Source organism: Rhodoferax bucti, assembly GCF_005876985.1.
GTDB lineage: Bacteria > Pseudomonadota > Gammaproteobacteria > Burkholderiales > Burkholderiaceae_C > Allorhodoferax > Allorhodoferax bucti.
Genome location: NZ_VAHD01000002.1, coordinates 912,484 through 937,707, shown reverse-complemented (window position 1 = coordinate 937,707; position 25,224 = coordinate 912,484). Strand labels below are relative to the sequence as shown.

Here is a 25,224-nt window from a genome sequence, read left to right as displayed (position 1 = left end):
GCCGTTGCACTGACCTTGAACAACAGGCCACGCAAAACGTTGAATTGGAAGACACCAGCAGAAGCGCTGAACGAGTATCTAAAATCTGTCGCGTAACCCGGTGTTGCGACGACCGGTTGAATCCGCCGTATTCCCCAGCGCGCTGCAAGGCCAGGCGGATGGACTCGCGCCGCAGCACGCTCAGGTCATGGGCATGGTCGGCCCACTGCGCCTCGGTGTCTGCCCGCAGGATACGGCGCTGGTGCGGGTCAGCGTAGAGCACGGCAGTGAGCGGCGCATGCTCCAACAGCCAGTGGTGAAGAATGTCCTCCGCCCGGTGGATAGCGGGCCAGACCGGCCACAAAGTGTCGTCCAGGTCGAGGGTAATGGCGCGGATATCGCTCAGGTTCAGCATGGGGCGGCTTGGCATGAGGCGGCTACTATTGGGAGTGTCATTCACCCCATTGTGCCCTTCCCGTTTTTGCCTCCTCTATTGGTGCCCACCATGCCGACCACGACCCCGCTGACACCACTTTCGATGCCCATTCCTTCTGGCGAACAGCTCAAAGCCGCGCGCTTGGCCGCTGGCCTGAACCAGGCACAGGCTGCCGAACTCATGGGCTACTCGCTGCAGACCGGCAGCCGGGGCGGCCTGCAGTCGCGCACTTGGCAAGCGCTGGAGAGCACCACCGATGAGCGCAATATGCAAGGCCCCGTGTTCGCCATGTTTTTGCTACTCACCGGCCAGCACCCCACCCTTCAACTGGTACCCAGAGAGACCGAAGCGCCCGACACCAGCAAAAGCCCCGACGCGGTCTGACAACCCCAGCTACCGGACAATCCAGACTTATGGCACTCCCCTCCCCTTTTTCTCCTGAACCCTCCTACACCCATGGCCAGGAAGCCCGCACCGCGGTGCTGCTGTGCAACCTGGGCACTCCGGACGAGCCCACCACCCCGGCCGTGCGCCGCTACCTGGCCGAGTTTTTGAGCGACCACCGCGTGGTGGAGATTCCACGCCTGCTGTGGTTGCTGATCCTGCACGGCATCATTTTGCGTTTTCGGCCCGCCAAGTCGGCCGCCAAATACGCCAGCATCTGGACGCCCGAAGGATCGCCCCTCAAGGTCTGGACTGAGAAGCAGGCCAAGCTGCTGCAAGGCTGGCTGGGTCAGCGTAACCATCAGGTCAAAGTGCGCTGGGCCATGCGCTACGGCAGCACCAACATCCCCTCCCAGCTCAGCGCACTGAAGGCGGAAGGCTTTACCCGCGTACTCATCCTTCCGGCCTATCCGCAGTACAGCGCCACCACCACCGCCAGCGTGTTTGACGCGGTGTACCAGTGGGGTCAGCAAACCCGCTCCATCCCCGAGCTGCGCTTTGTGAACCATTACCACGACCACCCCGGCTACATCGCCGCCTTGGCGGCCAGCGTGCAGCGCCACTGGAAAACCCATGGCCGCCCCGACCAACTGGTGATGAGCTTTCACGGCGTGCCCGAGCGCACGCTGCACCTGGGCGACATCTACCACTGCGAATGCTTCAAGACAGCGCGCCTGGTTTCTGAGGCGCTGGGCCTGCGCAAGGACGAGTTCAAGGTGACCTTCCAGTCCCGCCTGGGCCGCGCCAAATGGCTGGAGCCCTACACCGAGCCCACCTTGATTGAGATGGGCCAAGCCGGTGTGGAGCGTGTGGACGTGATCTGCCCCGGCTTCACCAGCGATTGCCTGGAAACACTGGAAGAAATCAACATGGAAGCCCGCGAAGCCTTTTTGCACGCAGGCGGCAAAGAGTTTCACTACATCCCCTGCCTGAACGATGACCCCGAGTGGATCACCGCCCTGTGCAAGATCACCGAAACCCACTTGAGTGGCTGGTCCACCCAAGAGCGCCCAGACCCGGCGGAGCGGGAGGCCTCACGCAAAGCCGCTTTAGCGCTGGGTGCCAAGCAGTAAACGCCATGACCTCTGTAAACCCGCACAGCGCCCACGCCGACCTGATTGCGACCTACCGACGGGCGGAGGCCGAGGCGGCCCACAAGTTCAGCCTGATCAAGGCAGCTGAGAAAAAAGGCCCCAAGGCGATACAAACCGCCATCGACACCTCCGCCAAAGCCGCCAAGCGCCGGGATGCCTATGCCAAGAAGCTATCGGCGCTGGGGATTGAGGTGGCAGCCACTGCGCCCTAGCGAAGCGCCTCGCGCATCAGGGCCGCAACCTGCTCCATCACTGCGGGGGCATCCGTTACGCCCTGCGTGCGCTGCTGCTCCGCCCAAGCGGCTTGTGCGCTGCGGTACTGCGTCATGCCTTGCCAGGTAAGCGCCTCATGGCGGCTCAATACACGCACGTGGGCACCGGCGGCGCGCAAATCGTCAAGCTGCGTGAAAAAGCTCTCATCCATCACCCGGCCCAAGGCCGCATAGGCCCGCTCGGTAGCCCGGACCAAGGCTTGTTGGTCTTGCAGCGGCAGGCCAGCCCACACGCTCTGCTTCATGGCGACCAAGTACAAGTGGCCTAGCCACAGATCCTGAGACACCATCACATGGGGGGCCATGTCATGGGCCTTGAGCAGGTAGCCGCTGTCCACATTGACCACTAAGCCATCCAGCCGGCCATCGCCCAAGGCAGTGGCCACATCCGGGCTCCACGGCATGGTGACTGGCGTGGCACCGCTTCGGCGCAGAAAATCTTGGTGCCAAAAACTGGCTGTGCGCCATTTGCCCTGGCCCAAGTCACTCACCGTGTCCCGCGCAGCCTTGCTGAAAAATGCCAGCGGATACCCCGTGCCAAAGTACAGCGGCATGACTTGCTGGGCGGCCAGTTCCCGGGTGAATGCGGGCACGTCGCGATACACCTGCCGAAAGAAAGCAAGCTGCTGCCCACCCGTGGGGCCAACGGGGAAGCTCTTGAATATCTGGTGCAGCGGTAATTCCTTGGCGGTGTATTCGGGGACTACGGTGTCCATGTCCAGATCGGGCTGCCGCCCGAGCCGGCCTCATACGAGCTGGCCCCTGTGCCGCCCCATTGGGCCTCGACCCGCAAGCGCCCCTGCGACTCATGGGCGATGGCCGGAAACAGCACCTCATTCAAAAAACGGGGACGCATACCGCCCAGGGGCTCATGATCGCTGAAGCGCAGCACACGCACCGGGTTAGCTTGCGCAAGCGCTGTAGCACCGGTACCCGCCATGGCAGCCAGGCCACCCACGGCGCAGATGAGGGTGCGGCGGCGCGTTATGCCGCGCACTGGCGGAACAGGTAGAGAACTCTTGGGCGTGGTCATAGGGAAACAGCGTTTGGGTAGTTGTGCAGTAATATTTTTGCTTTGCAAATTCAACCTCAAGCAGCGCCGCAGCACCACGCCGTTGCCTTGATCCAGATGGTATTTTTTTGCACGAAATCCCGAAGTCAAAGGGCCAGTCCCGCCGCATGGTGTCCAATACCCCCATGGAAATGAACGACCGCAATGAGCAACGCCTGAACGATCTGGAGATCAAGGCAAGCTACCTCGAAGACACCCTGGACCAGCTGGACAGCATCATCATCCGCCAGCAGGAACAAATCGATTTGCTCATCCGCGAGCTCACCCACCTGCGGCAGCAGGCCCCCGAACCCGGCACCGCACGCAATCTGCGTGATGACTTGCCCCCGCATTACTGAAATTGGAGTTTTGACATGTCGCTTCACACCTGGTGGTTGTTTGTCATGATGACGTTCGTGGTGTCTGCCACGCCCGGCCCCAATATGTTGTTGGTCATGAGCACCAGCGCACGCGATGGCATGCGCGCGGCCATCGTGAGTATGGCGGGCTGCATGACCTCGTTGATGCTGATGCTGAGCCTTTCGGCTGCGGGGTTGGGGGCGCTGTTGCAAGCGTTTCCGGCCGTGTTTGACGGCTTGCGCCTGCTGGGCGCGGCGTATCTGGCCTACCTGGGCGTGCAGTGCTGGCGGTCGCCAGTGACAGACCAACCCGAAACCACACAGGCCGCTACCCCCCACTCTCAAGTAGCAGCGGGCAGCATGTGGGCCCAATACCGCCAAGGCGCCCTGGTGGCGGCCAGTAATCCCAAAGCCATTCTGTTTGCCGCGGCCTTCTTTCCGCAGTTTCTCAACCCGGAGGTGCCCCAGTTGCCGCAGTTCGGCATTTTGCTGAGCACCTTTGCGGTGGTGGAAGTCGCTTGGTATTTTGTGTATGCCGCCAGTGGCAAGCAGCTGGCCAACTACCTGCGCCGTGCCACGGTCATGCGCGCTTTCAACCGGCTCACCGGCGGCGTATTTGTGGGCTTTGCGGCACTCATGGCCGCCGCCAAAAGCTAAATAACGCAGCGCTGTGACACCCGCACTAGCGGGCCAGCGCCATGGCTTTCACCTGGGCCCACACAGCTTGCCCGGCGTGTAAACCCAACTGATCGACCGCCCGGCGGGTCAGCCTTGCCCACAAGCCGGTGCCCGCGCAGTCCAAGCGCACCAGCGCCTGGGCGGGGTGCTGGTCCGGCAAGATGCTCAACACCGTGCAGGCCACCACGTTTTGAATGCTGACGCCGGTAGGCTGCCGGGTGGCAATGCTCACATCGCGGGCCAATACGCGCAGGCGCACCGTCTGGCCCATTGCCAGCCCGGCATCGGCCAGCCAGAAGCTGCCACCGGCAAAGCGCAGCTCCGTGAGGTGCCACTGCGTATCGTGCGCTGCCACCTGCCCTAGCACCAGGCTCGCCACATCCCCCCCCAAATGGAGCACGGGGTCGGTGCCCGCCATCAGCGCCTGCAAAGGGCCACAAGCACGCACCTGCCCCTGCTCCAGCACGACCAAGGTGTCGGCAAGACGCGTGACTTCGTCTGCGGCGTGCGACACGTACACCATGGGAATGTGAAGCTCATCGCGCAAGCGTTCCAGCCAGGGCATGACCTCTTGGCGGCGGGCTTCGTCCAGCGAGGCCAAGGGCTCATCCAGCAGCAGCAACTGCGGATTGGTGGCCAGTGCCCGGGCGATGGCTACCCGCTGCCGCTCGCCCCCCGAGAGATCGGTGGTGCGCCGCTGCATCAAATGCGCGAGGCCCAAGGTCTTCACCGCGAACTCCGGGGTCAACAGCGGGCTGCCCTGGCGCGCTGGTGCCGCCCGGCGGCGGGCGAACTCCAGGTTGCCGGCCACATCCAGATGAGGCAACAAGCTGGCTTCTTGAAACACATAGCCCAGCGGGCGTTGCCAAGTAGGCACAAACACGCCGGCGGCGTCGTCCTGCCACAGCGTGTTGTGGATGCGAATGGAAGCATCACGGGGCCGCTCCAGCCCGGCCAGACAACGCAGCAAGGTAGTTTTGCCCGAGCCCGAGGGGCCATACAGCACGGCAATGCCGCGTTGTGGCAGGTGCACATCGACTTCCAGGCGAAAGCCCGGCTTGTCGAGTCGCAGCTGGATGTGGTTGAGCGCGTCACTCATGGGCGCAAGCGGCTACCGCGCGGATTCAGCCAACCCAGCACCAGCAGCACCACAAACGAAAACACCACCATTCCCCCTGCCAGCCAATGAGCCTGGGTGTATTCCAGCGCCTCCACATGGCCGTAAATCTGGGTGGAAACCACGCGGGTGGCTTCGGGAATATTGCCCCCCAGCATCAGCACCACGCCGAACTCTCCCACCGTGTGGGCAAAGCTCAGTACCGCAGCCGTCACAAAACCGGGCCGGCACAGGGGCAACACCACATGCCAAGCGGTGTCCCAGGGCGAAGCCCGCAAGGTCGCGGCCACTTCCAGCGGACGGTCGCCCAGATTTTCAAAAGCGTGCTGCAAGGGCTGCACCGCAAACGGGAGAGAGAACAGCACCGAGCCCACCACCAAACCGGTGAACGTGAACGGCAACAGCCCCACGCCCAACCACTGCGTGATGTGCCCCAGCCACCCTTGCGGCCCCATGCTCACCAGCAAGTAAAAGCCCAGCACCGTGGGTGGCAACACCAGCGGCAGGGCCACGACCGCAGCCACCACCCCGCACCAGCGTGACCCCGAACGCGCCAGCCACCACGCCAAAGGGGTCGCCAAGCACAGCAATACCAGCGTGGTGGTGCCGGCCAGCCGCAAGGTAAGGCGGATCGCCCCCCAGTCTTCCGCGCTGATAGGAATCACGCTCATGGCTCCCGCTTCACCGGCCCGGACCGTCTTCATAGCCGTGGCTACGGATTACCGCGCGGGCGGGTTCTGAGGCCAGGTAACTCCAAAAGGCCTGCGCGGCCGCATTGCTTTTGCCGCGCTGGAGCTGCACCGCATCGTGCTGCAGCGCGGTGTGCAGGCGGGCGGGCACCACCCAGGCGGAGCCCTCTGTAATGCGGCCATCCGCCATGACCTGAGATAGCGCCACAAAGCCCAAGGGCGCATTGCCGCTAAACACAAATTGGTAGGTCTGCGCAATGCTCTCACCCTGCACCAGGCGCGCCTGCACCTGGCTGCGCAGTTGCAGTTGGTCCAGCACTTCCAGGGCCGCTGCACCATAGGGAGCTACTTTGGGGTCGGCGATAGCGAGGCGCTCAAAGCGGCTGCGCAGCACCTCGCCGTGGGCGTCCACCAGCCCGGGCTGTTTGCTCCACAGCACCAGCCGGCCTGTGGCGTAGGTGAACTGGCTGCCCTGCACCGCTGCACCCTCTTTCACCAAGCGCGCGGGCGTGGCGTGATCCGCTGACAACAACAAATCAAAGGGAGCGCCGTTGCGGATTTGCGCATACAGCTTTCCGGTGGCGCCGGGCACCAGTTGAATACGGTGGCCGCTGCTGCGCGCAAAGTCTGCCGCGAGCTGCTGCGCAGTGCCGCTGAAGTTGGCCGCTACCGCCACCAACGCTGTGTCGGCCTGCGCGCCCGCTACACCGCAGGCCCACCCGGCCACGGTCAACACCCCACGCAGCACCGCAGTTTTCCAAAAATTTGCCATAACCCGAGATTAGCACCCGCCAGTGCGGGCTCGCTCGCCACCGCCCCGGCAGCAGAAAAGGAAACGGGGCACCAGAGTGCCCCGTCTTTCTACCGCCTGCAAACGCTATAAATTTAATAGCTGCTTGCGCATATTCAGCGTGCGCTAGAGGCCTATTTGAGCATCAAACCAGCTGTTCTACCGCTTTGGCCTGAAAGCGCTTGAGTACCCGGGGCAACACCAGCACCGACAGCACCACCACCAACAGGAAGACCGACATGGGTCGCTGCAAGAAGATCATCGCACTGCCTTCCCCGATGGACATGGCATTGCGCAACTGGGCCTCGGCCAAGGGCCCGAGAATCATGCCGACGATCACCGGTGCCGTCGGGAAGCTGAAGCGGCGCATCACCAAGCCCAACACACCCACGGCATACAGCAGCACCAAGTCAAACGCACTTTGGCGCATGCCGTAAGTGCCGACGGTGGCGAAGATCAAAATGCCAGCGTACAGCTGTGCCTTGGGCACTTTGAGCAACTTCACCCACAAGCCCACCATGGGCAGGTTCAGCACCAACAGCATGACGTTGCCAATGAACAGCGAAGCAATCAAGGCCCACACCAGCGCGGACGATGTGGTGAACAGCTGCGGGCCAGGCTGAATGCCGTAGTTCTGGAAGGCTCCCAGCAACACCGCCGTGGTGTTGGACACCGGAATACCCAGCGTCAGCAAGGGAATCAGCGCAGTAGTCACCGTAGCGTTGTTGGCCGCTTCCGGCCCCGCCACACCTTCGATCGCGCCTGTGGTGCCGAATTCAGCCAGGTTGTCACCTTTGGCCAGCTTCTTCTCCGCCGCGTAGCTCAAGAAGGTAGGTATCTCGGTACCGCCCGCAGGAATGCAACCAAAAGGTGCCCCGATGGCAGCGCCCCGGATCCAGGCGGGAATTGAGCGCTTCCAGTCACGCGCCGTCATGGTGACACGGCTGAGCTTGTTTTCGGTTTCCACCACCTTGCCTTCGAACAGCACAAAGTGCAGCGCCTCTGCCACCGCAAACAAACCGACCGCAACCAGCACGATTTCAATGCCGTCCAGCAACTCCGGCATGTTGCCGGTGTAACGGGCCTGGCCGGTGATCTGGTCCATACCGATCAGGCCGATGGCCAAGCCCAGAAACAAGGCGGTCAGGCCGCGCAAGGTGCTTTGCCCCAATACCGCGCTCACCGTGGTAAATGCCAGCAGCATCAGGCAAAAGTATTCCGGTGGGCCGAGTTTGACCGCGTACTCCGCCACCAGCGGGGCAAACAGGGTCACCACCACGGTGGCAATGCTGCCCGCCACGAAAGAGCCGATAGCGGCGGTCGCCAGTGCGGCACCAGCCCGGCCGCTCTTGGCCATTTTGTTGCCCTCCATGGCCGTGACCATGCTGGAGGTTTCGCCCGGCGTGTTGAGCAAGATGGAGGTGGTGGAGCCACCGTACATCGCGCCGTAGTAAATACCGGCAAAAAAGATCATGGAAGCGGTTGCTTCCACCTGGGTGGTGATGGGCAACAGCATCGCCACTGCCGTGGCGGGTCCGATGCCGGGCAACACGCCCACTGCCGTGCCCAATGCACAGCCCACAAAGGCCCACAACAGGTTCACCGGCGTGCCGGCGGTCATGAAGCCTTGAATCAGTTGGTTCCAAATATCCATTACAGCCATCCGCTTTGGGTCAAACCTGGCAAGCTGATAGCCAGAAACTTGGTAAACATCCAGTACACCGGCGCCGAGATCAGCAAGCCGACCACTGCATCCGTAGCCCAGGTCCGGGCGGTGCCGGAGGGTTGCCCTTGGGAGAGCCGAGCGCCCCGCGATGCCAGCACAAAACACACGGCACAGCTCAAAATGAAGCCAATGGTGGTAATGAGCGCGGCATTCACTAGCAGGCCTACCGACATCCAGACAAAACCGGGCCAGTAAGGTTGCTCACCGTCGTCACCGACTTCCAGATCCTTGAAGCCTCCCCGGCGCACTTCCCAGAGCAGAAAGGCACCACACAAAAACAAGGCCACCGAGACCACCCAGGGCAAGAAGTCGGGGCCGACCCCCGCATATCCGGCTTCTGACGGAATGATCCACGCGCCCGCCCCCAGCCCGAGGGCCAGGAGCAGCACGCCGATGGCAACGGCAGCTTCCTGCCGCGCTTTCAGCGCAGGGGTCATGACAGCATTCCAGAGAGGTGCATGATGCCGCGCAGGCTGGCGAACTCGGCATCCACAAAGTCGTCAAACGCCTTGCCGGTCAACACGGCGGGGGTCCAGGCATTCTTCTCCAGCGCCTCGGCCCAGCCCTTGGACTTGGAGACCTTGGTAATCATGTCGGTCAAGGCCGCACGTTGCTCAGGGGTGATGCCGGCTGCGCCATACACGCCACGCCAGTTGCCCAGGACCACGTCATAGCCTTGCTCACGCATGGTGGGCACATTGGCCAGACCGGGCAGGCGTTTTTCCGAGGTCACGCCAATCGCGCGCATCTTGCCAGCGGTGATGTACTCCGCAAACTCGCTGTAACCGCTGCCGCCCACGGTGACGTTGCCACCCAAAATGGCCGCAGTAGCTTCGCCGCCGCCACGGAAGGCCACGTAGTTGACCTTCTTGGGGTCCACATTGACCTTGGTGGCCAGCATGGAAGCGCAGATGTGCTCCGTGGAGCCGCGGGAGCCACCGCCCCACTTCACGCTGCCGGGATCTTTTTGCATCTGGGTGACCACGTCTTTCATGGTCTTAAGGGGGGAGTCCGCCGGCACTACAAACACGTTGTACTCGCTAGTCAAGCGGGCGATCGGTGTGAGCTTGTCCAGAGACACGGCAGGCTTGCCGGTGATGATGCCGCCCAGCATGACCGCGCCCATCACCATCAGAGAGTTCGGGTCGCCCTTGGCGGAGTTCACAAACTGGGCCAAGCCGATCACGCCGGCGGCACCGCCCTTGTTTTCGTACTGCACGGTGTCTGCCAGCTTGGCATCAATCAGGGCTTTGCCCAGCGCGCGGCCGGTGCCGTCCCAGCCGCCGCCGGGGTTGGCGGGCAGCATCATCTTCAGGTTGGTGGCTGCGCGGGCCGACAAAGGCAATGCACCGGCAGCGGCCATCACTGCCATGGATTTGAGGAAGGTATCGCGACGCATGGGGGTCTCCTATGGTTGTTGGTGGCCCTATGATGCGGGCCGTGGCTGTCATTCGGCTGTCCAAAATCCCTAGGGAAAACCCGCAAAATTTCTGGCCTGTTGCCCATGCATCTGCTCCTCATTGAAGACGATCCGGCCCTGCACACTACCCTGCAACGCAGCTTGGTGCGCGCGCAAATGCGGGTGGATGTGTGCAGTGACGGAGCCTTGGCCCTGCAGCACTGGACCGACCTGCAACCCGATGTAGTGGTGCTGGACCTGAGCCTGCCCGGGGTGGACGGCTTGGACGTGCTCAAACAAGCCAGACGCAGCGGCCTGCGCACCCCGGTGCTCATCCTCACCGCACGCGGTACCGTGGGCGACAAGGTGCTGGGCCTCAATGCCGGCGCAGACGACTACCTGCCCAAGCCCTTTGACCTGGATGAACTGGAAGCACGTGTGCGGGCCCTGCACCGCCGCAACGCAGACAACCCGGTGGTGCAAAGCAACGATCTGCAGGTTGGCGAGTTACGACTGGACCGCAACAGCGGCGCTATCTACCACCGCCACCAGGTGCTGGACCTCACGCCCAAAGAGCTGGCGCTGATGGGAGCCCTGATGTCACGCCCCGGCCATGCAGTGAGCAAAGAGCGGCTGTTTGAAGTGGTGTTTCCCGGTCAGGCCGATGTGCAATTTGAAGCGATTGAAGTGGTGGTGTACCGCCTGCGCAAAAAACTCAGCGCCACCCATGTCAGTCTGGTCACCCTGCGGGGCCTGGGCTACCTGCTCAAAGCTGCATGAGCACACCACGCCGCAGCGCCATGCCGTCCCTGCGCAAGAGCCTGCTGCTGGGCATCCTGATCCCCATCTTGCTATTTGTTGCGGTGGACACCTTCAGCCTGTACCGCCAAGCCCTGGCCGCAGTGAATACGGCGTATGACCGGACCTTGCTCGCATCGGCCAAAGCCATCGGCGAATTGCTGGATATTGAAGGCCATGGCGCACAAGCCCGTCTGCGCGCACAGGTGCCTTACTCTGCCTTGGAAGCCTTTGAAGCCGACAACCGCAGCCGCATGAGCTACCGCGTATCTGACGCCCGAGGTAACTGGGTGGACGGCGAACAGGACTTGGAGGTCTGGACCGGCAAGATTCCCCAACAAGGTCCCTACGCGGCCTTGGTGGATTTTTATGACGCGACATTCCGCGGCGATGCGGTGCGCGTAGCCGTGCTGCTGCAACCGGTGGCCAGCGGCCGCGAACGCACCATGGCCATGGTGCAGGTGGCAGAGACCTTGCAACTGCGCCACACGCTGGCCCGCCAGATTCTGGTAGACACCTTGCAGCGCCAACTGATTCTGATAACCGTGATCACCGGCGTGGTGCTGCTGGTGGTAGACCGGGCCACCCGGCCGGTGCGCCGACTGAGCAACGACCTCGAACAGCGCAGCGAAGACGACCTCACCCCACTGCCCGCTGCCGAGCTCCCACTGGAGATTCAGCCCATGGCGGTTGCGACCAACCATGTCATGCACAAACTGCAACACCTGCTGGACCACCAGAAACGCTTTGTGCGGGATGCCGCCCATCAGCTGCGCACCCCGCTGGCAGTGCTCAAGGTGCAGGTGCAGTCCGCACTACGGGGCGATGTGTCAGCGCAGCAAGGGCTGGAAGAAATCGAATCCACCGTGGACCGCGCCACCCAGCTCGCCAACCAAATGCTGTCCTTGGCCAAGGTCGAGCAAGTGCGCCAGCAGCAAGACTTTGACGCCATGGACTGGGCTGAGCCGGTGCGCACCATTGCCCTGGACTTGTCCGCCCTGATTGCCGAAAAAAACCTCGACTTTGAGCTGGCGACCGAGCCTTGCAACGTGCTCGCTCATGAATGGATGCTGCGCGAAATGGCCCGCAACCTGATCCATAACGCCATCCGGCAAACGCCTGACGGTGGCCGCCTGCACATTCATCTGCATGCCGCAGACGGGCAGGCCCAGCTCACGATTGCAGACAGCGGCCCCGGTATCTCAGAGGCACTGCGCATGCGCCTGTTCCAACCGTTTGCGGCCGGCAGCGGGCACTCGGGCTCGGGATTGGGTCTGACGATCACCCGCGAAATGGTGCTCGCCCTGGGCGGCAGCATTGCGCTCACCAACCGGATGGAACATGGCGCCTGCACCGGCCTGGATGCTTGTGTACGATTGCCACTCCACCCCGCCCACCCCAACTGACACCTACCCCACGCATGCAAAGCACCCGGATCGACAAATGGCTGTGGGCCGCCCGGTTTTTTAAAACCCGCTCGCTGGCCACGGACGAGGTGAACCTGGGCCGGGTGCAGTGGGAGGGCCGCGATGTCAAACCCGCGAAAGATGTGAAGATAGGTGACACCCTCACCATCTGGCAGGGCAAAGTCAAACGCACGGTAGAAATTCTGCAAATCAGCGAACAGCGCGGCCCGGCACCTGTGGCCCAAAAACTGTATGCCGAAACCGAAGACAGCATCCGCGAGCGCCTGGCGGCTGCCGAGCAGCAGCGCCTGAGCCCCGAACCGGCCCATTCCATTGCAGGTGGCCGCCCCACCAAGCGGGACCGCCGCGCTCTGCAAACCGGCTGGAATGAGCGCTGGAGCGCCTCGCTGGACTGAGCCCCCTACTAAGGCGCTTTGCGGGCCGCCCGCACCGGAGCCCCTGTTGAAAGCGGCGATAATCGGGGGTTACTACTGAGGCACCGCGCATCCGACTGGAATGCAGCACCCTCAAGGCCCCGCTATCAAACGAGTTTTGGAAAGCCCTTCTGCATGACCACCCTCACTCCCGTGCCCATTTCCCCCGTTGAAGACATCGTCGCCGACATGCGCGCGGGCAAGATGGTGATTCTGGTCGATGAAGAAGACCGTGAAAACGAAGGCGATCTGGTACTCGCTGCCGACCACGTGACCCCCGAAGCCATCAACTTCATGGCCAAATTCGGCCGCGGACTGATCTGCCTGACCCTGACCCGGGAGCGTTGCGAGCACCTGAAACTGCCTCCTATGGCAGCGCGCAACGGCACCGTGTACAGCACCGCCTTCACCGTTTCCATTGAAGCGGCCGAAGGCGTCACCACCGGCATTTCCGCTGCCGACCGCGCCAAAACAGTACAAGCCGCTGTGGCGAAAAACGCAGTGGCCGCCGATCTGGTGCAGCCCGGCCACATTTTCCCGCTACAGGCGGTGGATGGCGGTGTGCTCATGCGTGCAGGCCACACCGAAGCCGGATGTGACCTCTCTGCCATGGCCGGCTGCAGCCCCGCTGCCGTGATCTGCGAGATCATGAAAGACGACGGCACCATGGCCCGCCTGCCCGACTTGCAACTTTTCGCGGCCGAGCACGGTTTGAAAATCGGCACCATCGCTGACCTGATCCAGCATCGCAGCCAGATGGAATCGCTGATCGAGCAGGTCGGCACCCGCACCATGAAAACCGCCTATGGCGAGTTCACCGCCCATGCGTTCAAAGACAGCACCGGCCACGGCGTGCACTTGGCGCTGGTCAAAGGCCAGTGGGATGCCGGCACCGTGGTACCGGCCCGTGTGCATGAGCCACTCTCGGTGCTGGACGCCCTCGAAGTCAACCGCAGCATGCACTCCTGGAGCCTGGATACCGCCCTCGCCCACATTGCCGCTGAAGGCAAAGGCGTGGTCGTGCTGCTCAATTGCGGCGAGAGTGGCGCACAGTTGCTCGAGCAGTTTGAGGGCACCGCCCGCCCATCCCAGGCCCCGGAGCGGGGTCGCATGGACCTGCGCACCTACGGTATCGGCGCCCAGATTCTGCTGAAGTGCGGCGTGCACAAAATGCAATTGATGGGCAGCCCCCGCCGCATGCCCAGCATGACCGGCTACGGCCTGGAAATTACCGGCTACATCACCAAATAATTCAAACCAAGGAACCACCCATGTTTGGCGCAGACAAAGGCACCGCAGCCTCCGACCGTTTGAACGGTAAAAAACTCAACATCGGCATCGTGCAAGCCCGCTTCAATGCGGACATTACCAACGCACTGGCCAACGCCTGCAAAACCGAATTGCTGGCCTTGGGCGTGGCGGAGAAAGACATCGACCACGTGACCGTACCGGGCGCACTGGAGGTGCCCGTGGCACTGCAAGCAATGGCAGAAAAAGGCAAGTACGACGCCTTGATCGCGCTGGGCTGCATCATCCGCGGCGAGACCTACCACTTTGAGCTGGTAGCCAATGAGTCCGGCGCTGGTGTGACCCGCATTTCGCTGGACTACCAACTGCCGGTGGCCAATGCCATCCTCACGACCGAAAACCTGGAACAGGCCATTGCCCGCCAAACCGACAAGGGCCGCGATGCAGCCCAAGTCGCGGTGGAAATGGCCAACCTGCTGGAGAGCATTTGATGAGCGACACCCCCAACACCTCCGGCACCAAGCGCCCCCCACGCCAGAGCCGCACCGGCCTGACCGCCACCGGCGCCCGCAAAGCGGCCAGCAAATCCAACCGCACCCGTGCGCGCGAGTTTGCGCTGCAGGGCCTGTACCAGAGCATCGTGGGCCGCAATGCAGTGGACGATATCGATCCGTTCACCCGGGACCTGGCCGGCTTCAACAAGGCCGATGCCGTCCATTTTGATGCGCTACTGCATGGTTGCATTGCAGAGGCTGAAGAGCTGGATGCGCTCATCGTTCCCAAGCTGGACCGCCCCATGACGGAAATTTCCCCCGTCGAGCATGCAGTGATGTGGATCGGTGCTTACGAAATGAAGCACTGCCTGGATGTGCCATGGCGTGTGGTGCTCAACGAATGCATCGAACTCGCCAAAGAGTTCGGTGGCACGGATGGCCACAAATACGTCAATGGCGTGCTGAACGGCATTGCACCTCAGCTGCGCGCTATTGAAATTGAAGCAGAGCGCAACAAGAAATCCGCTGCCTGACACCGCAGAACACCCCGCATGCACATTTCCTCACGCGCACAGAACATTGAGCCGTTTTATGTGATGGAGGTTGCCAAGGCAGCTTCTGCCCTGGCCGCACAAGTGGCGCACACCGATGCGCCCATGGTGTTTCTCAATATCGGCGAGCCCGACTTCACCGCGCCCCCGCTGGTGCAAGCAGCAGCTGAAAAGGCCATCCGCGACGGTGTGACCCAATACACCGCGGCCACCGGCCTGCCCGCCTTGCGCGAACGCATCAGTGCCTGGTACGCCAGCCGCTTTGGCGTGCACGTGGCCGCAGAGCGCATCGTGGTCACTGCCGGTGCCTCTGCCGCCTTGCACCTCGCCTGCATGGCGCTGATCGAGCCGGGCGACGAGGTGTTGATGCCGGACCCCAGCTATCCCTGCAACCGCCACTTTGTGAGCGCTGCAGAGGGCAAGGCGGTGTTGCTGGAAACCAGCGCGGACGAGCGCTTCCAGCTCAGCGCCGCCAAAGTGGAAAGTGCCTGGGGCCCGCGCACACGGGGTGTGCTGCTGGCATCTCCCTCCAACCCCACCGGCACCTCCATCCATCCGGACGAGCTGCGCCGCATCCATGCGGTGGTGCAGGCCAAGGGCGGCATCACGCTGATCGATGAGATTTACCTCGCGCTCAGCCACGACGACCAGTTCGGCCACACTGCGTTGGCCATTGATGAGCACATCATCAGCATCAACAGCTTCAGCAAGTACTTCAACATGACCGGCTGGCGCCTGGGCTGGATGGTGGTGCCCCCATCGCTGGTGCCAGTGATTGAACGCCTGGCGCAAAACCTCTTCATCTGCCCCAGCACGATTGCGCAGCATGCAGCGCTGGCCTGCTTTGAGCCCGAGAGCATTGCGCTGTACGAGGCAAGGCGCGCTGAGTTCAAGGCACGGCGGGATTACTTCATCCCCGCGCTGCGTGACCTGGGTTTTGGTGTGCCGGTGCAACCCGATGGCGCTTTCTACGCCTGGGCCGATTGCTCGGAACTTTGTGCCAAACTGGGGCTCAAGAGTAGCTGGGAGTTTGCATTCGAGGTGATGCACCGCGCGCATGTGGCCATCACCCCGGGGCGCGACTTCGGTACTGCGCAAACGGCACAGTTTGTGCGTTTCTCCACTGCCAGCTCCATGAAACAATTAGAAACAGCCGTGCAGCGTTTGCGTGCGATGCTGTGAACCGTTTACCTGAATCACCATGAATCAAGACCTCTCCATCCTGCACCTGGTTCTGAATGCAAGCATCGTGGTGCAAGCCGTGATGTGCCTGCTGATGCTGGTGTCCATCGCCAGCTGGGCGGCCATCTTCCGCAAGCTGTTTTCGCTCAAGCGGGTCAAGACCCAGAACGAAGCGTTCGAGCGCGACTTCTGGTCTGGCTCCAGCCTCAATGACTTGTTTAACGCCGCCAGCCGCAACGCTCAGACCTGTGGTCCGATGGAACGCATTTTTGCCAGCGGCATGCGCGAGTTCCAAAAACTTCGCGAGCGCCGCGTGAGCGACGTGGGCACCCTGATGGACGGTGCCCGCCGCGCCATGCGCGCCAGCTTTCAGCGCGAAATGGACGAGGTGGAGAGCAACCTGTCCTTCCTCGCATCCGTCGGTTCTGTGTCACCCTATGTGGGCTTGTTCGGCACGGTGTGGGGCATCATGCACGCCTTTACCGGCCTCGCATCGCTGCAGCAGGTGACCTTGTCCACTGTGGCCCCCGGCATTGCAGAAGCCCTGGTGGCCACCGCCATTGGCCTGTTTGCGGCCATTCCTGCCGTGGTGGCGTACAACCGGTTTGCGCGCGACTTGGACCGCATTGCCATCCAGCAGGAAACCTTCATCGAAGAGTTCTCCAACATCCTGCAGCGCAACGTCAGCGCCCAACCCGCACCTGCGGCCCGCTAAGCAGACCGAGGAAGCAACATGCCAGCAGTCGCAGGTCGTGGCCGGGGTCGCCGCACCATCAACGAGATCAATATGGTGCCCTTCATCGATGTGATGTTGGTGCTGCTGATCATTTTCATGGTGACCGCTCCGCTGATTACCCCCAGCATGATCGACCTGCCCAGCGTGGGCAAAGCTGCGCGCCAGCCGGACCAGATCATCCAGGTGGTGCTTAACAAAAATGACGCATTGGAGGTGAAGGTGAAAGAGCAAACCACGGCAGTGCAAATCAAGGACTTGGCGGCTACCGTGCAAAAAGCCCAAACCGGCAAAGACGGCGCGGCGCTCACCAACTCTGCCGTCGTCATCAGTGCGGATAAAAATGTGAAGTACGAGAGCGTGGTCAAGGTCATGGACACGCTACAGCGTGCCGGTATCCAGCGCGTGGGCCTGTCGGTCCAGCTGGCGAACTGAGCCTGACCTCTGGATATGCCCGCAGCCGATACTCGCCAAGAGTTTGCCCCTCCCCACACGCCCGGCATGCTGCGTGCCGTGGTGATGGCACTCATCGCCCACGCAGCGCTGGTGGCCGTACTGGCCGTCGGCGTGGCATGGAAGCGGGAGCTGCCGCCGGCCACCGTCGAAGCCGAGTTGTGGTCGGCCATCCCCCAGGAAGCCGCGCCTCCGCCGCCGCCTGAAGAGCAGCCCCCCGAGGCGGAACCCGAAGCCGCCCCCGAGGTGAAACCGTCCCCTCCCCCCGTAGAAAAGCAAGCCCCGCCGGACACACCCAGCAAAGCGGATATTGCGCTGGCCAAGGAAAAAGAGCGGCGTATTGAAGAGCAGAAAGCCCAAGAGCTGGAAGCCAAGCTGGCGCAAGAACGCAAAGCCCGCGAAAAGCGGCAGCAAGAACAAGCCGCCAAAGACAAGCTCGAGAAAGACCGTGCGGCCCAGGCGCGCCTGAAAGAGCAGCAAGACAAAGAGAAGCTCGCCAAAGACAAAGCGGCCCGCGAAGCCAAAGAAAAAGCGGACAAAACCAAGGCCACCGACGCAGCCAAGCAAAAAGCCGAGCGCGCCGCCAAAGAAGAAGCCAAGCGCTCCGAAGAACTACGCCAGCAGCAGCTCAACCGGTTGACCGGACTGGCTGGAGCCTCCGGCAGTGGGTCGGCGAACTCCACAGGCACCGCCGCTAAGAGCTCCGGCCCGGGGGCCAACTACAGCGGGCGCATTCAAGCCGCCGTGAAACCCAATATCACCTTCACCGACACGATTGTGGGCAACCCAAAAACGGAGATCGAGGTGAGCCTGAGTGCCAGCGGCGAAATTTTGAGCAAGCGCATCATCAAGCGCAGTGGCAACAAGGCGTGGGACGATGCAGCCGAAAACGCGATCGACAAAACCCGCAAGCTGCCGCTGGACGATGGCAAAGTCTGGTCGCCTATGATCATCGTCATCTCGCCGCAGACCCTGGTCGGCCCTTGAGCGATCACAAGCAGCTATCATTTCGATAGCTGCTCGCGCACATTCCATGTGCGCTAGAGGTCTATTTCACCCCTAAATCAGTCGTAGGCAATGGCCGCCGCACCGCCGGCTGCATGGGCACGCCAGCTGGCCAAAGCGGCATCACTCGGGTAGAACTTGGCATCTTCGCCCAAGTGCAGCTCGGCGCTGGCTTGCTGAACGAGCGCATCCTCCGGGGCGTCGCATACCAGTTGCAGCCGTACCGACAGGCCACGCACCAACTCACCGTGTTCCGACTGTTCGCGCACTGCCGGAAACTCGCGCACCAGCGCCGCCACATCCGGCGTACGGGTGCTGCCGCTGAGCAGCACCGGCACCCGCAGGTACTTGCCGAAGCGGCAACGCGCCTGCTCCAGGCTCCAGATTTGTTGCACGGTGAGTTGCATGCCGCCTGAGAACCGGTCCGGCATAGCCTTGCCCTCGACAATGATGAGTTCGTCGTCCTTGAGCAAGTCTTTGTAGGTGTTGAGCAAGGCTTCGCTAGCGCGGGCTTCGATCATGGCAGACTTGTCGTCCAGCTTGAACAGCGCCAGCTTGCCCCGCTGCCCGTTGATGACGCGCAAATCCGTCACGATGCCGGCTAACAGCTGCGGCTCGCGGGAATCCTGCAACTCCTCAATCGGGCGCCGGGCAAACTTGCGGACTTCGGTGGCGACTTCGTCAAACAAATGGCCTGACAGGTAGAAGCCCACGGCGGTCTTCTCTTGCGTCAGCCGCTCTTTGACGCCCCAGGGCATCACCTCCACCAAATCGGGCTCTTGGGTGCTGGAACCATGGTCATCCTCGCCCCCCATGTCAAACAAACCTACCTGGTTGGCATTGGCCGCAGACGCAGCCGCAAACTCAAACGCGCGATCCATGGAGGCGACCAACTCGGCCCGGTTCAGGTGCAAGGTATCAAAGGCGCCGGCCTTGATGAGTGCTTCCACGCAGCGCTTGTTCAGGCGGGTGCGGTCTACCCGGCGGGCGAAGTCAAACAGGCTCTTGAACGGGCCGGCCTCTTCAGTCGGGCCTCGGCCCTCGCGCGCAGCCACGATGGCCAGAATCGCTTGCTCGCCGGTGCCTTTGATGGCACCCAGGCCGTAGCGAATCTCTTTGTTGGAAATCGGCTCAAAGCGGTAGAAGCCGCGGTTGATATTGGGCGGCTCAAAGCTCAGGCCCATTTTCTCGGCGTCTTCAAACAGCACCTTGAGCTTGTCGGTGTCGTCCATTTCCACCGTCATGTTGGCGCAGAAGAACTCGGCGGTGTAGTGCACCTTGATCCAGCCGGTGTGGTACGCCAGCAAGGAGTAAGCAGCCGCGTGCGACTTGTTGAAGCCGTAGCCCGCGAACTTCTCCATCAAGTCGAACACCTCATCGGCCTTCTCTTCGGGGATTCCGTGGGTCTTGAACGCACCGGCGCGGAAAATGCCCCGGTGCTCGTCCATCTCCTCTTTCTTCTTCTTGCCCATGGCGCGGCGCAGCAAGTCGGCGCCGCCCAGTGAGTAGCCACCCAGAATCTGGGCCGTCTGCATCACCTGCTCCTGGTACACCATGATCCCGTAGGTCTCGGAGAGCATCTCGGCCACCGCAGGGTGCGGGTACTCCACCTGCTCGCGCCCGTGCTTACGTGCCACGAAGCTCGGAATCAGGTCCATAGGGCCGGGGCGGTACAAGGCGTTCAGGGCAATCAGATCTTCCAGGCGGCTGGGCTTGGCGTCGCGCAACATGCCCTGCATGCCGCGACTTTCAAACTGGAACACCGCCTCCGTTTTGCCTTCGCTGAACAGCTTGTAGACCTTGGGGTCGTCCAGCGGCAGGTTCTCATACGCAAACTTTTCTTGCCCCGGATGGCGCTTGCGGATGAACTCGGCTGCAATTTCCAGAATGGTGAGTGTGGCCAGGCCCAAAAAGTCGAACTTCACCAGGCCGATGGCTTCCACATCGTCCTTGTCGTACTGGCTGACGGCGGACTCGCTGCCGGGCTGCTGATAGAGCGGGCAGAAGTCGGTGAGCTTGCCCGGCGCAATCAACACGCCCCCGGCGTGCATGCCGATGTTGCGGGTCATGCCCTCGAGCTTGCGGGCCATCTCCAGCAGGGTTTTGACGTCTTCTTCCTTGGCTTCGCGCTCCGCCAGAATGGGCTCGGCCTCGGTGGCGTAAACGTATTTGTCGCTCTTTTTGCCATCGGTGGGTGGCAACTGCAAGGTCACGTTGGTGCCCGGCTTGTTGGGAATGAGCTTGCTGATGCCATCACAGAAGGTGTAGCTCATGTCCAGCACACGGCCCACATCGCGCACCACACCGCGGGCGGCCATGGTACCGAAGGTGGCAATCTGGCTCACGGCGTCTTTGCCGTACTTGTCTTTCACATAGTCGATCACCAGGTTCCGGTTGGTCTGGCAAAAGTCGATGTCGAAGTCGGGCATGGAGACCCGCTCAGGATTCAAAAACCGCTCAAACAGCAGGTTGTAGCGCAGGGGGTCCAGGTCGGTAATCTTGAGCGCATACGCCACCAGCGAGCCGGCACCGGAGCCGCGGCCGGGACCCACCGGACAGCCATTGTTTTTGGCCCAGTTGATGAAGTCACCCACGATCAAAAAGTAGCCCGGGAAACCCATCTTCAAAATGGTGCCCAACTCAAACTCCAGCCGATCCACGTAGCGCGGCATCTCGGCCGCGCGCTCTTGCTCGTTGGGATAGAGGTGCACCATGCGCTCGTTCAGCCCCTCGAACGACGCGTAGCGGAAATACTCCTCGGGCGTCATGCGCTGGCCGTTCACCAAGGGCGTGGGGAAGGCGGGCAGCTGCGGTTTGCCCAGCACCAGCGTCAGGCTGCAGCGTTTGGCAATCTCGATCGTGTTGGCAATGGCAGAAGGAATGTCGGCAAACAAGGCCTCCATTTGCTCGGAAGTCTTGAAATACTGCTCGCGGGTGAAGCGACGCACCCGTTTGGGGTTGCTCAGAATCTCCCCATCGGCAATACAGATGCGGGCTTCATGCGCCTCAAAGTCGTCCTGCTCGGCGAACTGGATGGGGTGAGTGGCCACTACCGGGAGTTTCATGCGGGCGGCCAGCTTCACCGCAGCAACCACATGGGCCTCGTCATCGGCCCGGCCGGCGCGCTGCAGCTCGATATAAAAACGGTGCGGAAACACACCCGCCAATTGCAGCGCTACATCGTGCGCCCGGGCGGTGTCACCCTGCACCAGCGCCTGCCCCACCGGCCCGGCTTGTGCGCCGGAGAGCGCAATCAGGCCTTCATTCAGCTCTTTAAGCCAAGCCAGCTTGATCACCGCCTGGTTTTTCACCACGTTCTGGGTGAAGGCGCGGGCAATCAGCTCGGAGATGTTGAGATAACCCTGCTTGTTTTGCACCAGCAAAATGATGCGCGTCACTGCGGTAGCGTCGCCGCCCAGGCCTTCCAAAATGATTTCTGCGCCTATGACCGGTTTGACTCCCTTGCCCCGCCCGCCCTTGTAAAACTTGATGGCCCCGAACAGGTTGTTCAGGTCGGTAATGGCCAATGCCGGTTGACCGTCTTTGGCGGCCATTTTGATGACATCGTCGATGCGGGTGGTTCCGTCAACGACAGAAAACTCGGTGTGAAGGCGCAGGTGTACAAACATGCGGTCATTGTAGGTTTCTTAAGGGGTTTACCGTATTCGCAGCGGGTGAGGGGTACACCACAATGCACTCACGGACACCGTGCGTTGGAGACACTTCAAAATAACTATGCCGCACCGCCTTTTTAACCCTCATGGCTCAGCGCTGGTAGAGCGCGCCCCGGGCCTGCTGATCGCCCACATGCATGGCGATTGGAACGCCGAGATGCGCAGCCTGATCGCCGAGCAAATGAAAGCCCATGTGCCCGCCCTGAATGCGGCCGGCCCTTGGTGCATCATCAACCACATGCACGACACCCTGGTCTACGGCCCGGACATTTATGCCCAGACCCGTGCCGACTACGCCAGTCGACCGGCAGGCTCGCTATTGCGGGCGGTGGCCTTTGTGATCGCTCCACATGTGGAAGGCGCATCCCTGTTGCGCAGCCGGTTTGAAACGCTGCTGGACGGCATCATCACCTCCCGGGTATTTGCCGATGCAGGCAGCGCCAGAGCCTGGGCACAAGCGCAGCTGCTAGGCCCCCCGGCAGAAGCGCAAGACGCCGGCAATTAAAATCGGCGGGTGAACACCGTACTCAATATTTCCACCTACAAGTTCGTCCCGATTCCGGACGCCCCCGCCCTGCGCGACGTGTTGCTCGCCCGCGCCCAAGCTCTGCAGCTCAAAGGCACCATCCTGCTGGCGGAAGAAGGCATCAACATGTTTCTGGCCGGCCCGGCAGACGATGTGCGTGGATTTGTGCGCCAGTTGCAGCAAGACGCGCGCTTTGCGGACATTGCCCCCAAAGAAAGCTGGTCGGACACACAGCCCTTCAAAAAAATGCTGGTCAAGGTCAAGGGCGAGATCATCCGTATGAACCACCCCACCATCAAACCCGCCGATGGCCGTGCGCCCTCGGTGGCACCCGCCACGGTGAAGCGCTGGCTGGATCAGGGGCATGACGACGAAGGTCGGCCAGTGGTTACCTTGGACACGCGCAATGATTTTGAGGTGGATGAAGGCACTTTTGAAGGTGCGATTGACTGGCGCATCACCAAGTTCACTGAGTTCCCTGATGCCCTGCGCAGCCACCTGAGCGAGCTGCAAGACAAAACCGTGGTGAGTTTCTGCACCGGCGGCATCCGCTGCGAAAAGGCCGCCATCCTGATGCGGGAAGAAGGCCTGGAGCACGTCTACCAGCTCGAAGGCGGCATCCTCAAATACTTCGAGGAAACCGACGGCAGCCACTACCAAGGCGGCTGCTTTGTGTTCGACGAGCGCCGGGCACTCGGGGCAGATCTGCAGGCGACCGGCCTGCAGCACAGCAGCGAAGCCTAAGCGGCTAGCGCAGGACCACTGGGTCGCCAGCGGACAGGTTGGCGCGCTTGAGCCAGGCGAATACGGAGTCCACCGTCACCGTCTCAATCCGGTCGGAATAGCGCTTCTCATCCGGGTGGTCATCAAACGCCACGTTCGCCTTGGTCATGCGCGCTCCGAGGCGCACCAAAGGGGTGATCGTTAGGGTCGTAGGCTGGTAAGCGGCGCGATGTAACCAGCTCTGCGCCTGAGTGCGATTGGTCACTGGCTCTGCAGTGCCGGCCGTCATCGCAAAGGCCAGTGTTTCGATCGCCCACTGGTTGCTTTGCTGGTACTTTTCTGCCCACGGATACGCCACCATGTTGTAGCGGGGCTGGTGGAGCACCAGGGATTGCTGTGCATCCAGTAGCACTCTCAGCATCGCAGATTGGGCTTGCGGGCTGAGTGCGACCCAGGCCGCTTCGTATTGCCAGAGGTCATCCAGAAAGAACTCGCCAAGTCCCTGCCGGTAGATGGCGGATTCCGCGGTGCCGCACAGATTGAGCTTGTGCAGCACGCGCCATGCATGCCCACCATCCGGGGCGTCTTGCCGGTACACAAAACCCAGGTGCGAGTAACGCACACCGTATTTGCTCAGGTCCTGCCCTGCACGTGCCATGACCACCACCTTGGCGCCGCTGGCATCCAGCGCCTGTAGCGTCCTCCAGGCCAAGGTCATGGACTTCTCCACGGTCTCAGGCTTCAGGTCCTGCGGCTCATTACAAGCACGGCCGGCGTGCACTTGACCCGCACACGCAAAAACCAGCAGGCTGACAGCTAAGCAACGCTGCATGGAGGTAAAGCGGCTCACTGGCTGACGCGTTCGTTGTGCAACAGGGCCTTGCCGATTTCGTTGGGGATAAAGGCGATCACCTTGCCCGCAACGGACAACACCACGCCGGTGCTGATCACGCTGACAAACACCACGGTGCCCACGGCTGCAGAGGCACCGGAGGCTGCTTTGCCCGAGACCTCCACGCTGGCCCGCGCGCCATCAGACATGCGCTCCAGCACATAGACCGTGCCCTTGGCAGAGGCCTCCACGCCCTTCACCACCAACACTGCTCCCGCCGTAGAAAACGCGACGGGAATGGCGACTACCGCACCCGCACTGGCCCCGACCACAGAAGCCACAGGCATGGCACTGATGGCACTGAACGCAGAAGCGTCCGTCTGTGAATAGGCATAAAAAGGGGCGCTAGCGCCCGCCAGAATTGCGCAAGCAGCTATAACTTTGGTAGCAAAGCGGATCTTCAAAACGGAACTCCAGTTGTCTGAAAGACCACAGCTTACGCAATTTTCTGGCAGACACAAAAAAGCCCGCCGAAGCGGGCTCAAGCATGTCAGACCAGAGAGGTCTGAAGGACGCTTAGGCTTTCAGCTTGGCCGTAATGGATGCCACGCGTGCACCGTAGGCTTTGGCGGTGTCCAGGTCGCCTTGGGGAATGTCTTCCGCAGGGCTGGTGGGGCCGACTTGGGCCATCACGCCGGAGTTGGAGCCGATGCGGTTGATGGTGCCGTCGTTCATGGCGGGCTGGCCGACCCAGATCATGCCGTGCTGCTGAGACAAGGTAATGAAGTACTGGATAGTGGATAGCTTGTCACCGCTAGGGCTGGCGGAAATGGTGAAGCCGCCGGCAACCTTGTCTTTCCAGGCAGCGGTGAACCAACGCTTGCTGGATGCATCAGCAAACTTCTTGAACTGCCAGGAAGCCATGCCCATGTACGTGGGGGAGCCGAAGATCACGGCATCTGCGGCATCCAGAGTGGCCCACTGGGCGTCGGTGATGTCGCCGTTGGCGTCGATGGTGATCAGCTCAGCGCCGGCACCTTCTGCCACGAATTGCGCCACGCGCTGGGTGTGACCGTAACCGGAATGGAAAACAACTGCTACTTTTGCCATTTGAAAACTCCTAGGTAAAGA

The 25,224-nt window shown here is 61.9% G+C and carries 29 protein-coding genes and 1 pseudogene; 17 read left to right on the top strand and 13 right to left on the bottom strand.

Translation table 11 applies throughout. The features are described 5' to 3' along the window. Window positions 1-409: pseudogene (locus tag FDM28_RS17665) on the bottom strand (hypothetical protein); the annotation flags it as partial. A gap of 75 nt (window positions 410-484) precedes the next feature. Between FDM28_RS17665 and FDM28_RS11050 the strand changes: the two are divergent. The 3 genes from FDM28_RS11050 to FDM28_RS11040 are packed head-to-tail and all read left to right on the top strand — an operon-like array spanning window position 485 to window position 2,165. Next, on the top strand, window positions 485-799 hold the full coding sequence (locus FDM28_RS11050) for a helix-turn-helix domain-containing protein (protein WP_138515187.1): 315 nt from the start codon (window positions 485-487) through the stop codon (window positions 797-799). A 29-nt stretch (window positions 800-828) separates the two neighbouring features. Further along, on the top strand, window positions 829-1,932 hold the full coding sequence (gene hemH / locus FDM28_RS11045; protein ID WP_138515186.1) for a ferrochelatase: 1,104 nt from the start codon (window positions 829-831) through the stop codon (window positions 1,930-1,932). A gap of 5 nt (window positions 1,933-1,937) precedes the next feature. Continuing rightward, window positions 1,938-2,165, top strand: a complete 228-nt coding sequence (locus tag FDM28_RS11040) for a hypothetical protein (protein ID WP_138515185.1) — start codon at window positions 1,938-1,940, stop codon at window positions 2,163-2,165. Here the strand turns inward: FDM28_RS11040 and FDM28_RS11035 are convergent. Continuing rightward, window positions 2,162-2,941, bottom strand: coding sequence for a type 2 periplasmic-binding domain-containing protein (locus tag FDM28_RS11035; RefSeq protein ID WP_138515184.1), 780 nt, complete (start codon window positions 2,939-2,941; stop codon window positions 2,162-2,164). The two genes, FDM28_RS11040 and FDM28_RS11035, sit on opposite strands and share 4 nt — an antisense overlap. Continuing rightward, window positions 2,929-3,258, bottom strand: coding sequence for a hypothetical protein (locus tag FDM28_RS11030; protein WP_138515183.1), 330 nt, complete (start codon window positions 3,256-3,258; stop codon window positions 2,929-2,931). Before FDM28_RS11030 ends, FDM28_RS11035 begins: the two co-directional genes overlap by 13 nt. 146 nt (window positions 3,259-3,404) lie before the next feature. On the opposite strand from FDM28_RS11030, the gene FDM28_RS11025 reads away from it, so the two are divergent. Both FDM28_RS11025 and FDM28_RS11020 read left to right on the top strand, forming a co-directional pair. Next, on the top strand, window positions 3,405-3,635 hold the full coding sequence (locus FDM28_RS11025; protein WP_420853014.1) for a SlyX family protein: 231 nt from the start codon (window positions 3,405-3,407) through the stop codon (window positions 3,633-3,635). A 15-nt stretch (window positions 3,636-3,650) separates the two neighbouring features. Then, window positions 3,651-4,292: a LysE family translocator gene (locus tag FDM28_RS11020; protein WP_138515182.1), complete on the top strand. Its 642-nt coding sequence runs from the start codon at window positions 3,651-3,653 to the stop codon at window positions 4,290-4,292. A gap of 25 nt (window positions 4,293-4,317) precedes the next feature. On the opposite strand, the gene modC is transcribed toward FDM28_RS11020, so the two are convergent. From modC to FDM28_RS10990, 6 genes are all read right to left on the bottom strand, one after another. Continuing rightward, window positions 4,318-5,412: a molybdenum ABC transporter ATP-binding protein gene (gene modC / locus FDM28_RS11015; protein WP_138515181.1), complete on the bottom strand. Its 1,095-nt coding sequence runs from the start codon at window positions 5,410-5,412 to the stop codon at window positions 4,318-4,320. Continuing rightward, window positions 5,409-6,092 carry a molybdate ABC transporter permease subunit gene (gene modB, locus FDM28_RS11010; protein WP_420853017.1) on the bottom strand — a complete coding sequence of 228 codons (684 nt, stop codon included), beginning with the start codon at window positions 6,090-6,092 and terminating at the stop codon, window positions 5,409-5,411. The genes modC and modB overlap by 4 nt, the downstream gene beginning before the upstream one ends. A gap of 19 nt (window positions 6,093-6,111) precedes the next feature. Then, on the bottom strand, window positions 6,112-6,891 hold the full coding sequence (gene modA, locus FDM28_RS11005; RefSeq protein WP_138515180.1) for a molybdate ABC transporter substrate-binding protein: 780 nt from the start codon (window positions 6,889-6,891) through the stop codon (window positions 6,112-6,114). Window positions 6,892-7,054: 163 nt separating this feature from the next. After that, window positions 7,055-8,563, bottom strand: coding sequence for a tripartite tricarboxylate transporter permease (locus tag FDM28_RS11000; protein WP_138515179.1), 1,509 nt, complete (start codon window positions 8,561-8,563; stop codon window positions 7,055-7,057). After that, window positions 8,563-9,072, bottom strand: a complete 510-nt coding sequence (locus FDM28_RS10995; RefSeq protein ID WP_138515178.1) for a tripartite tricarboxylate transporter TctB family protein — start codon at window positions 9,070-9,072, stop codon at window positions 8,563-8,565. Before FDM28_RS10995 ends, FDM28_RS11000 begins: the two co-directional genes overlap by 1 nt. Continuing rightward, window positions 9,069-10,034, bottom strand: coding sequence for a Bug family tripartite tricarboxylate transporter substrate binding protein (locus tag FDM28_RS10990; RefSeq protein ID WP_138515177.1), 966 nt, complete (start codon window positions 10,032-10,034; stop codon window positions 9,069-9,071). The genes FDM28_RS10995 and FDM28_RS10990 overlap by 4 nt, the downstream gene beginning before the upstream one ends. A gap of 105 nt (window positions 10,035-10,139) precedes the next feature. On the opposite strand from FDM28_RS10990, the gene FDM28_RS10985 reads away from it, so the two are divergent. The 10 genes from FDM28_RS10985 to tolA all read left to right on the top strand — a co-directional run bounded on the left by FDM28_RS10985 (window position 10,140) and on the right by tolA (window position 18,320). Beyond that, a complete protein-coding gene (locus tag FDM28_RS10985) occupies window positions 10,140-10,814 on the top strand; it encodes a response regulator transcription factor (protein ID WP_138515176.1) in 675 nt (224 codons plus the stop codon). Next, window positions 10,811-12,238, top strand: a complete 1,428-nt coding sequence (locus FDM28_RS10980; protein WP_206021949.1) for a sensor histidine kinase — start codon at window positions 10,811-10,813, stop codon at window positions 12,236-12,238. The genes FDM28_RS10985 and FDM28_RS10980 overlap by 4 nt, the downstream gene beginning before the upstream one ends. Window positions 12,239-12,252: 14 nt before the next feature. Next, on the top strand, window positions 12,253-12,654 hold the full coding sequence (locus tag FDM28_RS10975; protein ID WP_138515175.1) for an RNA-binding S4 domain-containing protein: 402 nt from the start codon (window positions 12,253-12,255) through the stop codon (window positions 12,652-12,654). Between the two features lie 153 nt (window positions 12,655-12,807). Then, complete coding sequence (gene ribBA, locus FDM28_RS10970) at window positions 12,808-13,923, top strand: bifunctional 3,4-dihydroxy-2-butanone-4-phosphate synthase/GTP cyclohydrolase II (protein ID WP_138515174.1); 1,116 nt, start codon at window positions 12,808-12,810, stop codon at window positions 13,921-13,923. Window positions 13,924-13,943: 20 nt separating this feature from the next. Next, complete coding sequence (gene ribH / locus FDM28_RS10965; RefSeq protein WP_138515173.1) at window positions 13,944-14,411, top strand: 6,7-dimethyl-8-ribityllumazine synthase; 468 nt, start codon at window positions 13,944-13,946, stop codon at window positions 14,409-14,411. Beyond that, complete coding sequence (gene nusB, locus FDM28_RS10960) at window positions 14,411-14,947, top strand: transcription antitermination factor NusB (RefSeq protein ID WP_138515172.1); 537 nt, start codon at window positions 14,411-14,413, stop codon at window positions 14,945-14,947. Before ribH ends, nusB begins: the two co-directional genes overlap by 1 nt. Before the next feature lie 18 nt (window positions 14,948-14,965). Further along, entirely contained in the window at window positions 14,966-16,147 is a 1,182-nt protein-coding gene (locus tag FDM28_RS10955; RefSeq protein ID WP_138515171.1) for a pyridoxal phosphate-dependent aminotransferase, read from the top strand. Window positions 16,148-16,166: 19 nt separating this feature from the next. After that, entirely contained in the window at window positions 16,167-16,862 is a 696-nt protein-coding gene (gene tolQ, locus FDM28_RS10950) for a protein TolQ (RefSeq protein ID WP_138515170.1), read from the top strand. An 18-nt stretch (window positions 16,863-16,880) separates the two neighbouring features. Continuing rightward, on the top strand, window positions 16,881-17,315 hold the full coding sequence (locus tag FDM28_RS10945; RefSeq protein WP_138515169.1) for a biopolymer transporter ExbD: 435 nt from the start codon (window positions 16,881-16,883) through the stop codon (window positions 17,313-17,315). A gap of 15 nt (window positions 17,316-17,330) precedes the next feature. Continuing rightward, window positions 17,331-18,320, top strand: coding sequence for a cell envelope integrity protein TolA (gene tolA / locus FDM28_RS10940; RefSeq protein WP_138515168.1), 990 nt, complete (start codon window positions 17,331-17,333; stop codon window positions 18,318-18,320). A 77-nt stretch (window positions 18,321-18,397) separates the two neighbouring features. Here the strand turns inward: tolA and dnaE are convergent, their stop codons facing one another. Then, on the bottom strand, window positions 18,398-21,967 hold the full coding sequence (dnaE, locus tag FDM28_RS10935; RefSeq protein WP_138515167.1) for a DNA polymerase III subunit alpha: 3,570 nt from the start codon (window positions 21,965-21,967) through the stop codon (window positions 18,398-18,400). A 106-nt stretch (window positions 21,968-22,073) separates the two neighbouring features. On the opposite strand from dnaE, the gene FDM28_RS10930 reads away from it, so the two are divergent. Together FDM28_RS10930 and FDM28_RS10925 are read left to right on the top strand one after the other, a co-directional pair. Continuing rightward, a complete protein-coding gene (locus tag FDM28_RS10930) occupies window positions 22,074-22,517 on the top strand; it encodes a hypothetical protein (RefSeq protein ID WP_138515166.1) in 444 nt (147 codons plus the stop codon). A gap of 9 nt (window positions 22,518-22,526) precedes the next feature. After that, window positions 22,527-23,282 (top strand): sulfurtransferase, encoded by a 756-nt coding sequence (locus tag FDM28_RS10925; protein WP_138515165.1) that lies wholly within the window; start codon window positions 22,527-22,529, stop codon window positions 23,280-23,282. Between the two features lie 4 nt (window positions 23,283-23,286). On the opposite strand, the gene FDM28_RS10920 is transcribed toward FDM28_RS10925, so the two are convergent. From FDM28_RS10920 to FDM28_RS10910, 3 genes are all read right to left on the bottom strand, one after another. After that, entirely contained in the window at window positions 23,287-24,093 is an 807-nt protein-coding gene (locus FDM28_RS10920; protein ID WP_138515247.1) for a DUF2145 domain-containing protein, read from the bottom strand. Between the two features lie 14 nt (window positions 24,094-24,107). Continuing rightward, window positions 24,108-24,557, bottom strand: a complete 450-nt coding sequence (locus FDM28_RS10915) for a hypothetical protein (RefSeq protein ID WP_138515164.1) — start codon at window positions 24,555-24,557, stop codon at window positions 24,108-24,110. A 112-nt stretch (window positions 24,558-24,669) separates the two neighbouring features. Then, window positions 24,670-25,203: a flavodoxin family protein gene (locus FDM28_RS10910; protein WP_138515163.1), complete on the bottom strand. Its 534-nt coding sequence runs from the start codon at window positions 25,201-25,203 to the stop codon at window positions 24,670-24,672. Between the last annotated feature and the right edge of the window lie 21 nt (window positions 25,204-25,224).

Coding starts and splice junctions, on each gene's coding strand:
- FDM28_RS11050 (WP_138515187.1), top strand. CDS start 485: ATGCCGACCACGACCCCGCTGACACCACTTTCGATGCCCATTCCTTCT.
- hemH (WP_138515186.1), top strand. CDS start 829: ATGGCACTCCCCTCCCCTTTTTCTCCTGAACCCTCCTACACCCATGGC.
- FDM28_RS11040 (WP_138515185.1), top strand. CDS start 1,938: ATGACCTCTGTAAACCCGCACAGCGCCCACGCCGACCTGATTGCGACC.
- FDM28_RS11035 (WP_138515184.1), bottom strand. CDS start 2,941: ATGGACACCGTAGTCCCCGAATACACCGCCAAGGAATTACCGCTGCAC.
- FDM28_RS11030 (WP_138515183.1), bottom strand. CDS start 3,258: ATGACCACGCCCAAGAGTTCTCTACCTGTTCCGCCAGTGCGCGGCATA.
- FDM28_RS11025 (WP_420853014.1), top strand. CDS start 3,405: ATGGTGTCCAATACCCCCATGGAAATGAACGACCGCAATGAGCAACGC.
- FDM28_RS11020 (WP_138515182.1), top strand. CDS start 3,651: ATGTCGCTTCACACCTGGTGGTTGTTTGTCATGATGACGTTCGTGGTG.
- modC (WP_138515181.1), bottom strand. CDS start 5,412: ATGAGTGACGCGCTCAACCACATCCAGCTGCGACTCGACAAGCCGGGC.
- modA (WP_138515180.1), bottom strand. CDS start 6,891: ATGGCAAATTTTTGGAAAACTGCGGTGCTGCGTGGGGTGTTGACCGTG.
- FDM28_RS11000 (WP_138515179.1), bottom strand. CDS start 8,563: ATGGATATTTGGAACCAACTGATTCAAGGCTTCATGACCGCCGGCACG.
- FDM28_RS10995 (WP_138515178.1), bottom strand. CDS start 9,072: ATGACCCCTGCGCTGAAAGCGCGGCAGGAAGCTGCCGTTGCCATCGGC.
- FDM28_RS10990 (WP_138515177.1), bottom strand. CDS start 10,034: ATGCGTCGCGATACCTTCCTCAAATCCATGGCAGTGATGGCCGCTGCC.
- FDM28_RS10985 (WP_138515176.1), top strand. CDS start 10,140: ATGCATCTGCTCCTCATTGAAGACGATCCGGCCCTGCACACTACCCTG.
- FDM28_RS10980 (WP_206021949.1), top strand. CDS start 10,811: ATGAGCACACCACGCCGCAGCGCCATGCCGTCCCTGCGCAAGAGCCTG.
- FDM28_RS10975 (WP_138515175.1), top strand. CDS start 12,253: ATGCAAAGCACCCGGATCGACAAATGGCTGTGGGCCGCCCGGTTTTTT.
- ribBA (WP_138515174.1), top strand. CDS start 12,808: ATGACCACCCTCACTCCCGTGCCCATTTCCCCCGTTGAAGACATCGTC.
- ribH (WP_138515173.1), top strand. CDS start 13,944: ATGTTTGGCGCAGACAAAGGCACCGCAGCCTCCGACCGTTTGAACGGT.
- nusB (WP_138515172.1), top strand. CDS start 14,411: ATGAGCGACACCCCCAACACCTCCGGCACCAAGCGCCCCCCACGCCAG.
- FDM28_RS10955 (WP_138515171.1), top strand. CDS start 14,966: ATGCACATTTCCTCACGCGCACAGAACATTGAGCCGTTTTATGTGATG.
- tolQ (WP_138515170.1), top strand. CDS start 16,167: ATGAATCAAGACCTCTCCATCCTGCACCTGGTTCTGAATGCAAGCATC.
- FDM28_RS10945 (WP_138515169.1), top strand. CDS start 16,881: ATGCCAGCAGTCGCAGGTCGTGGCCGGGGTCGCCGCACCATCAACGAG.
- tolA (WP_138515168.1), top strand. CDS start 17,331: ATGCCCGCAGCCGATACTCGCCAAGAGTTTGCCCCTCCCCACACGCCC.
- dnaE (WP_138515167.1), bottom strand. CDS start 21,967: ATGTTTGTACACCTGCGCCTTCACACCGAGTTTTCTGTCGTTGACGGA.
- FDM28_RS10930 (WP_138515166.1), top strand. CDS start 22,074: ATGCCGCACCGCCTTTTTAACCCTCATGGCTCAGCGCTGGTAGAGCGC.
- FDM28_RS10920 (WP_138515247.1), bottom strand. CDS start 24,093: ATGCAGCGTTGCTTAGCTGTCAGCCTGCTGGTTTTTGCGTGTGCGGGT.
- FDM28_RS10910 (WP_138515163.1), bottom strand. CDS start 25,203: ATGGCAAAAGTAGCAGTTGTTTTCCATTCCGGTTACGGTCACACCCAG.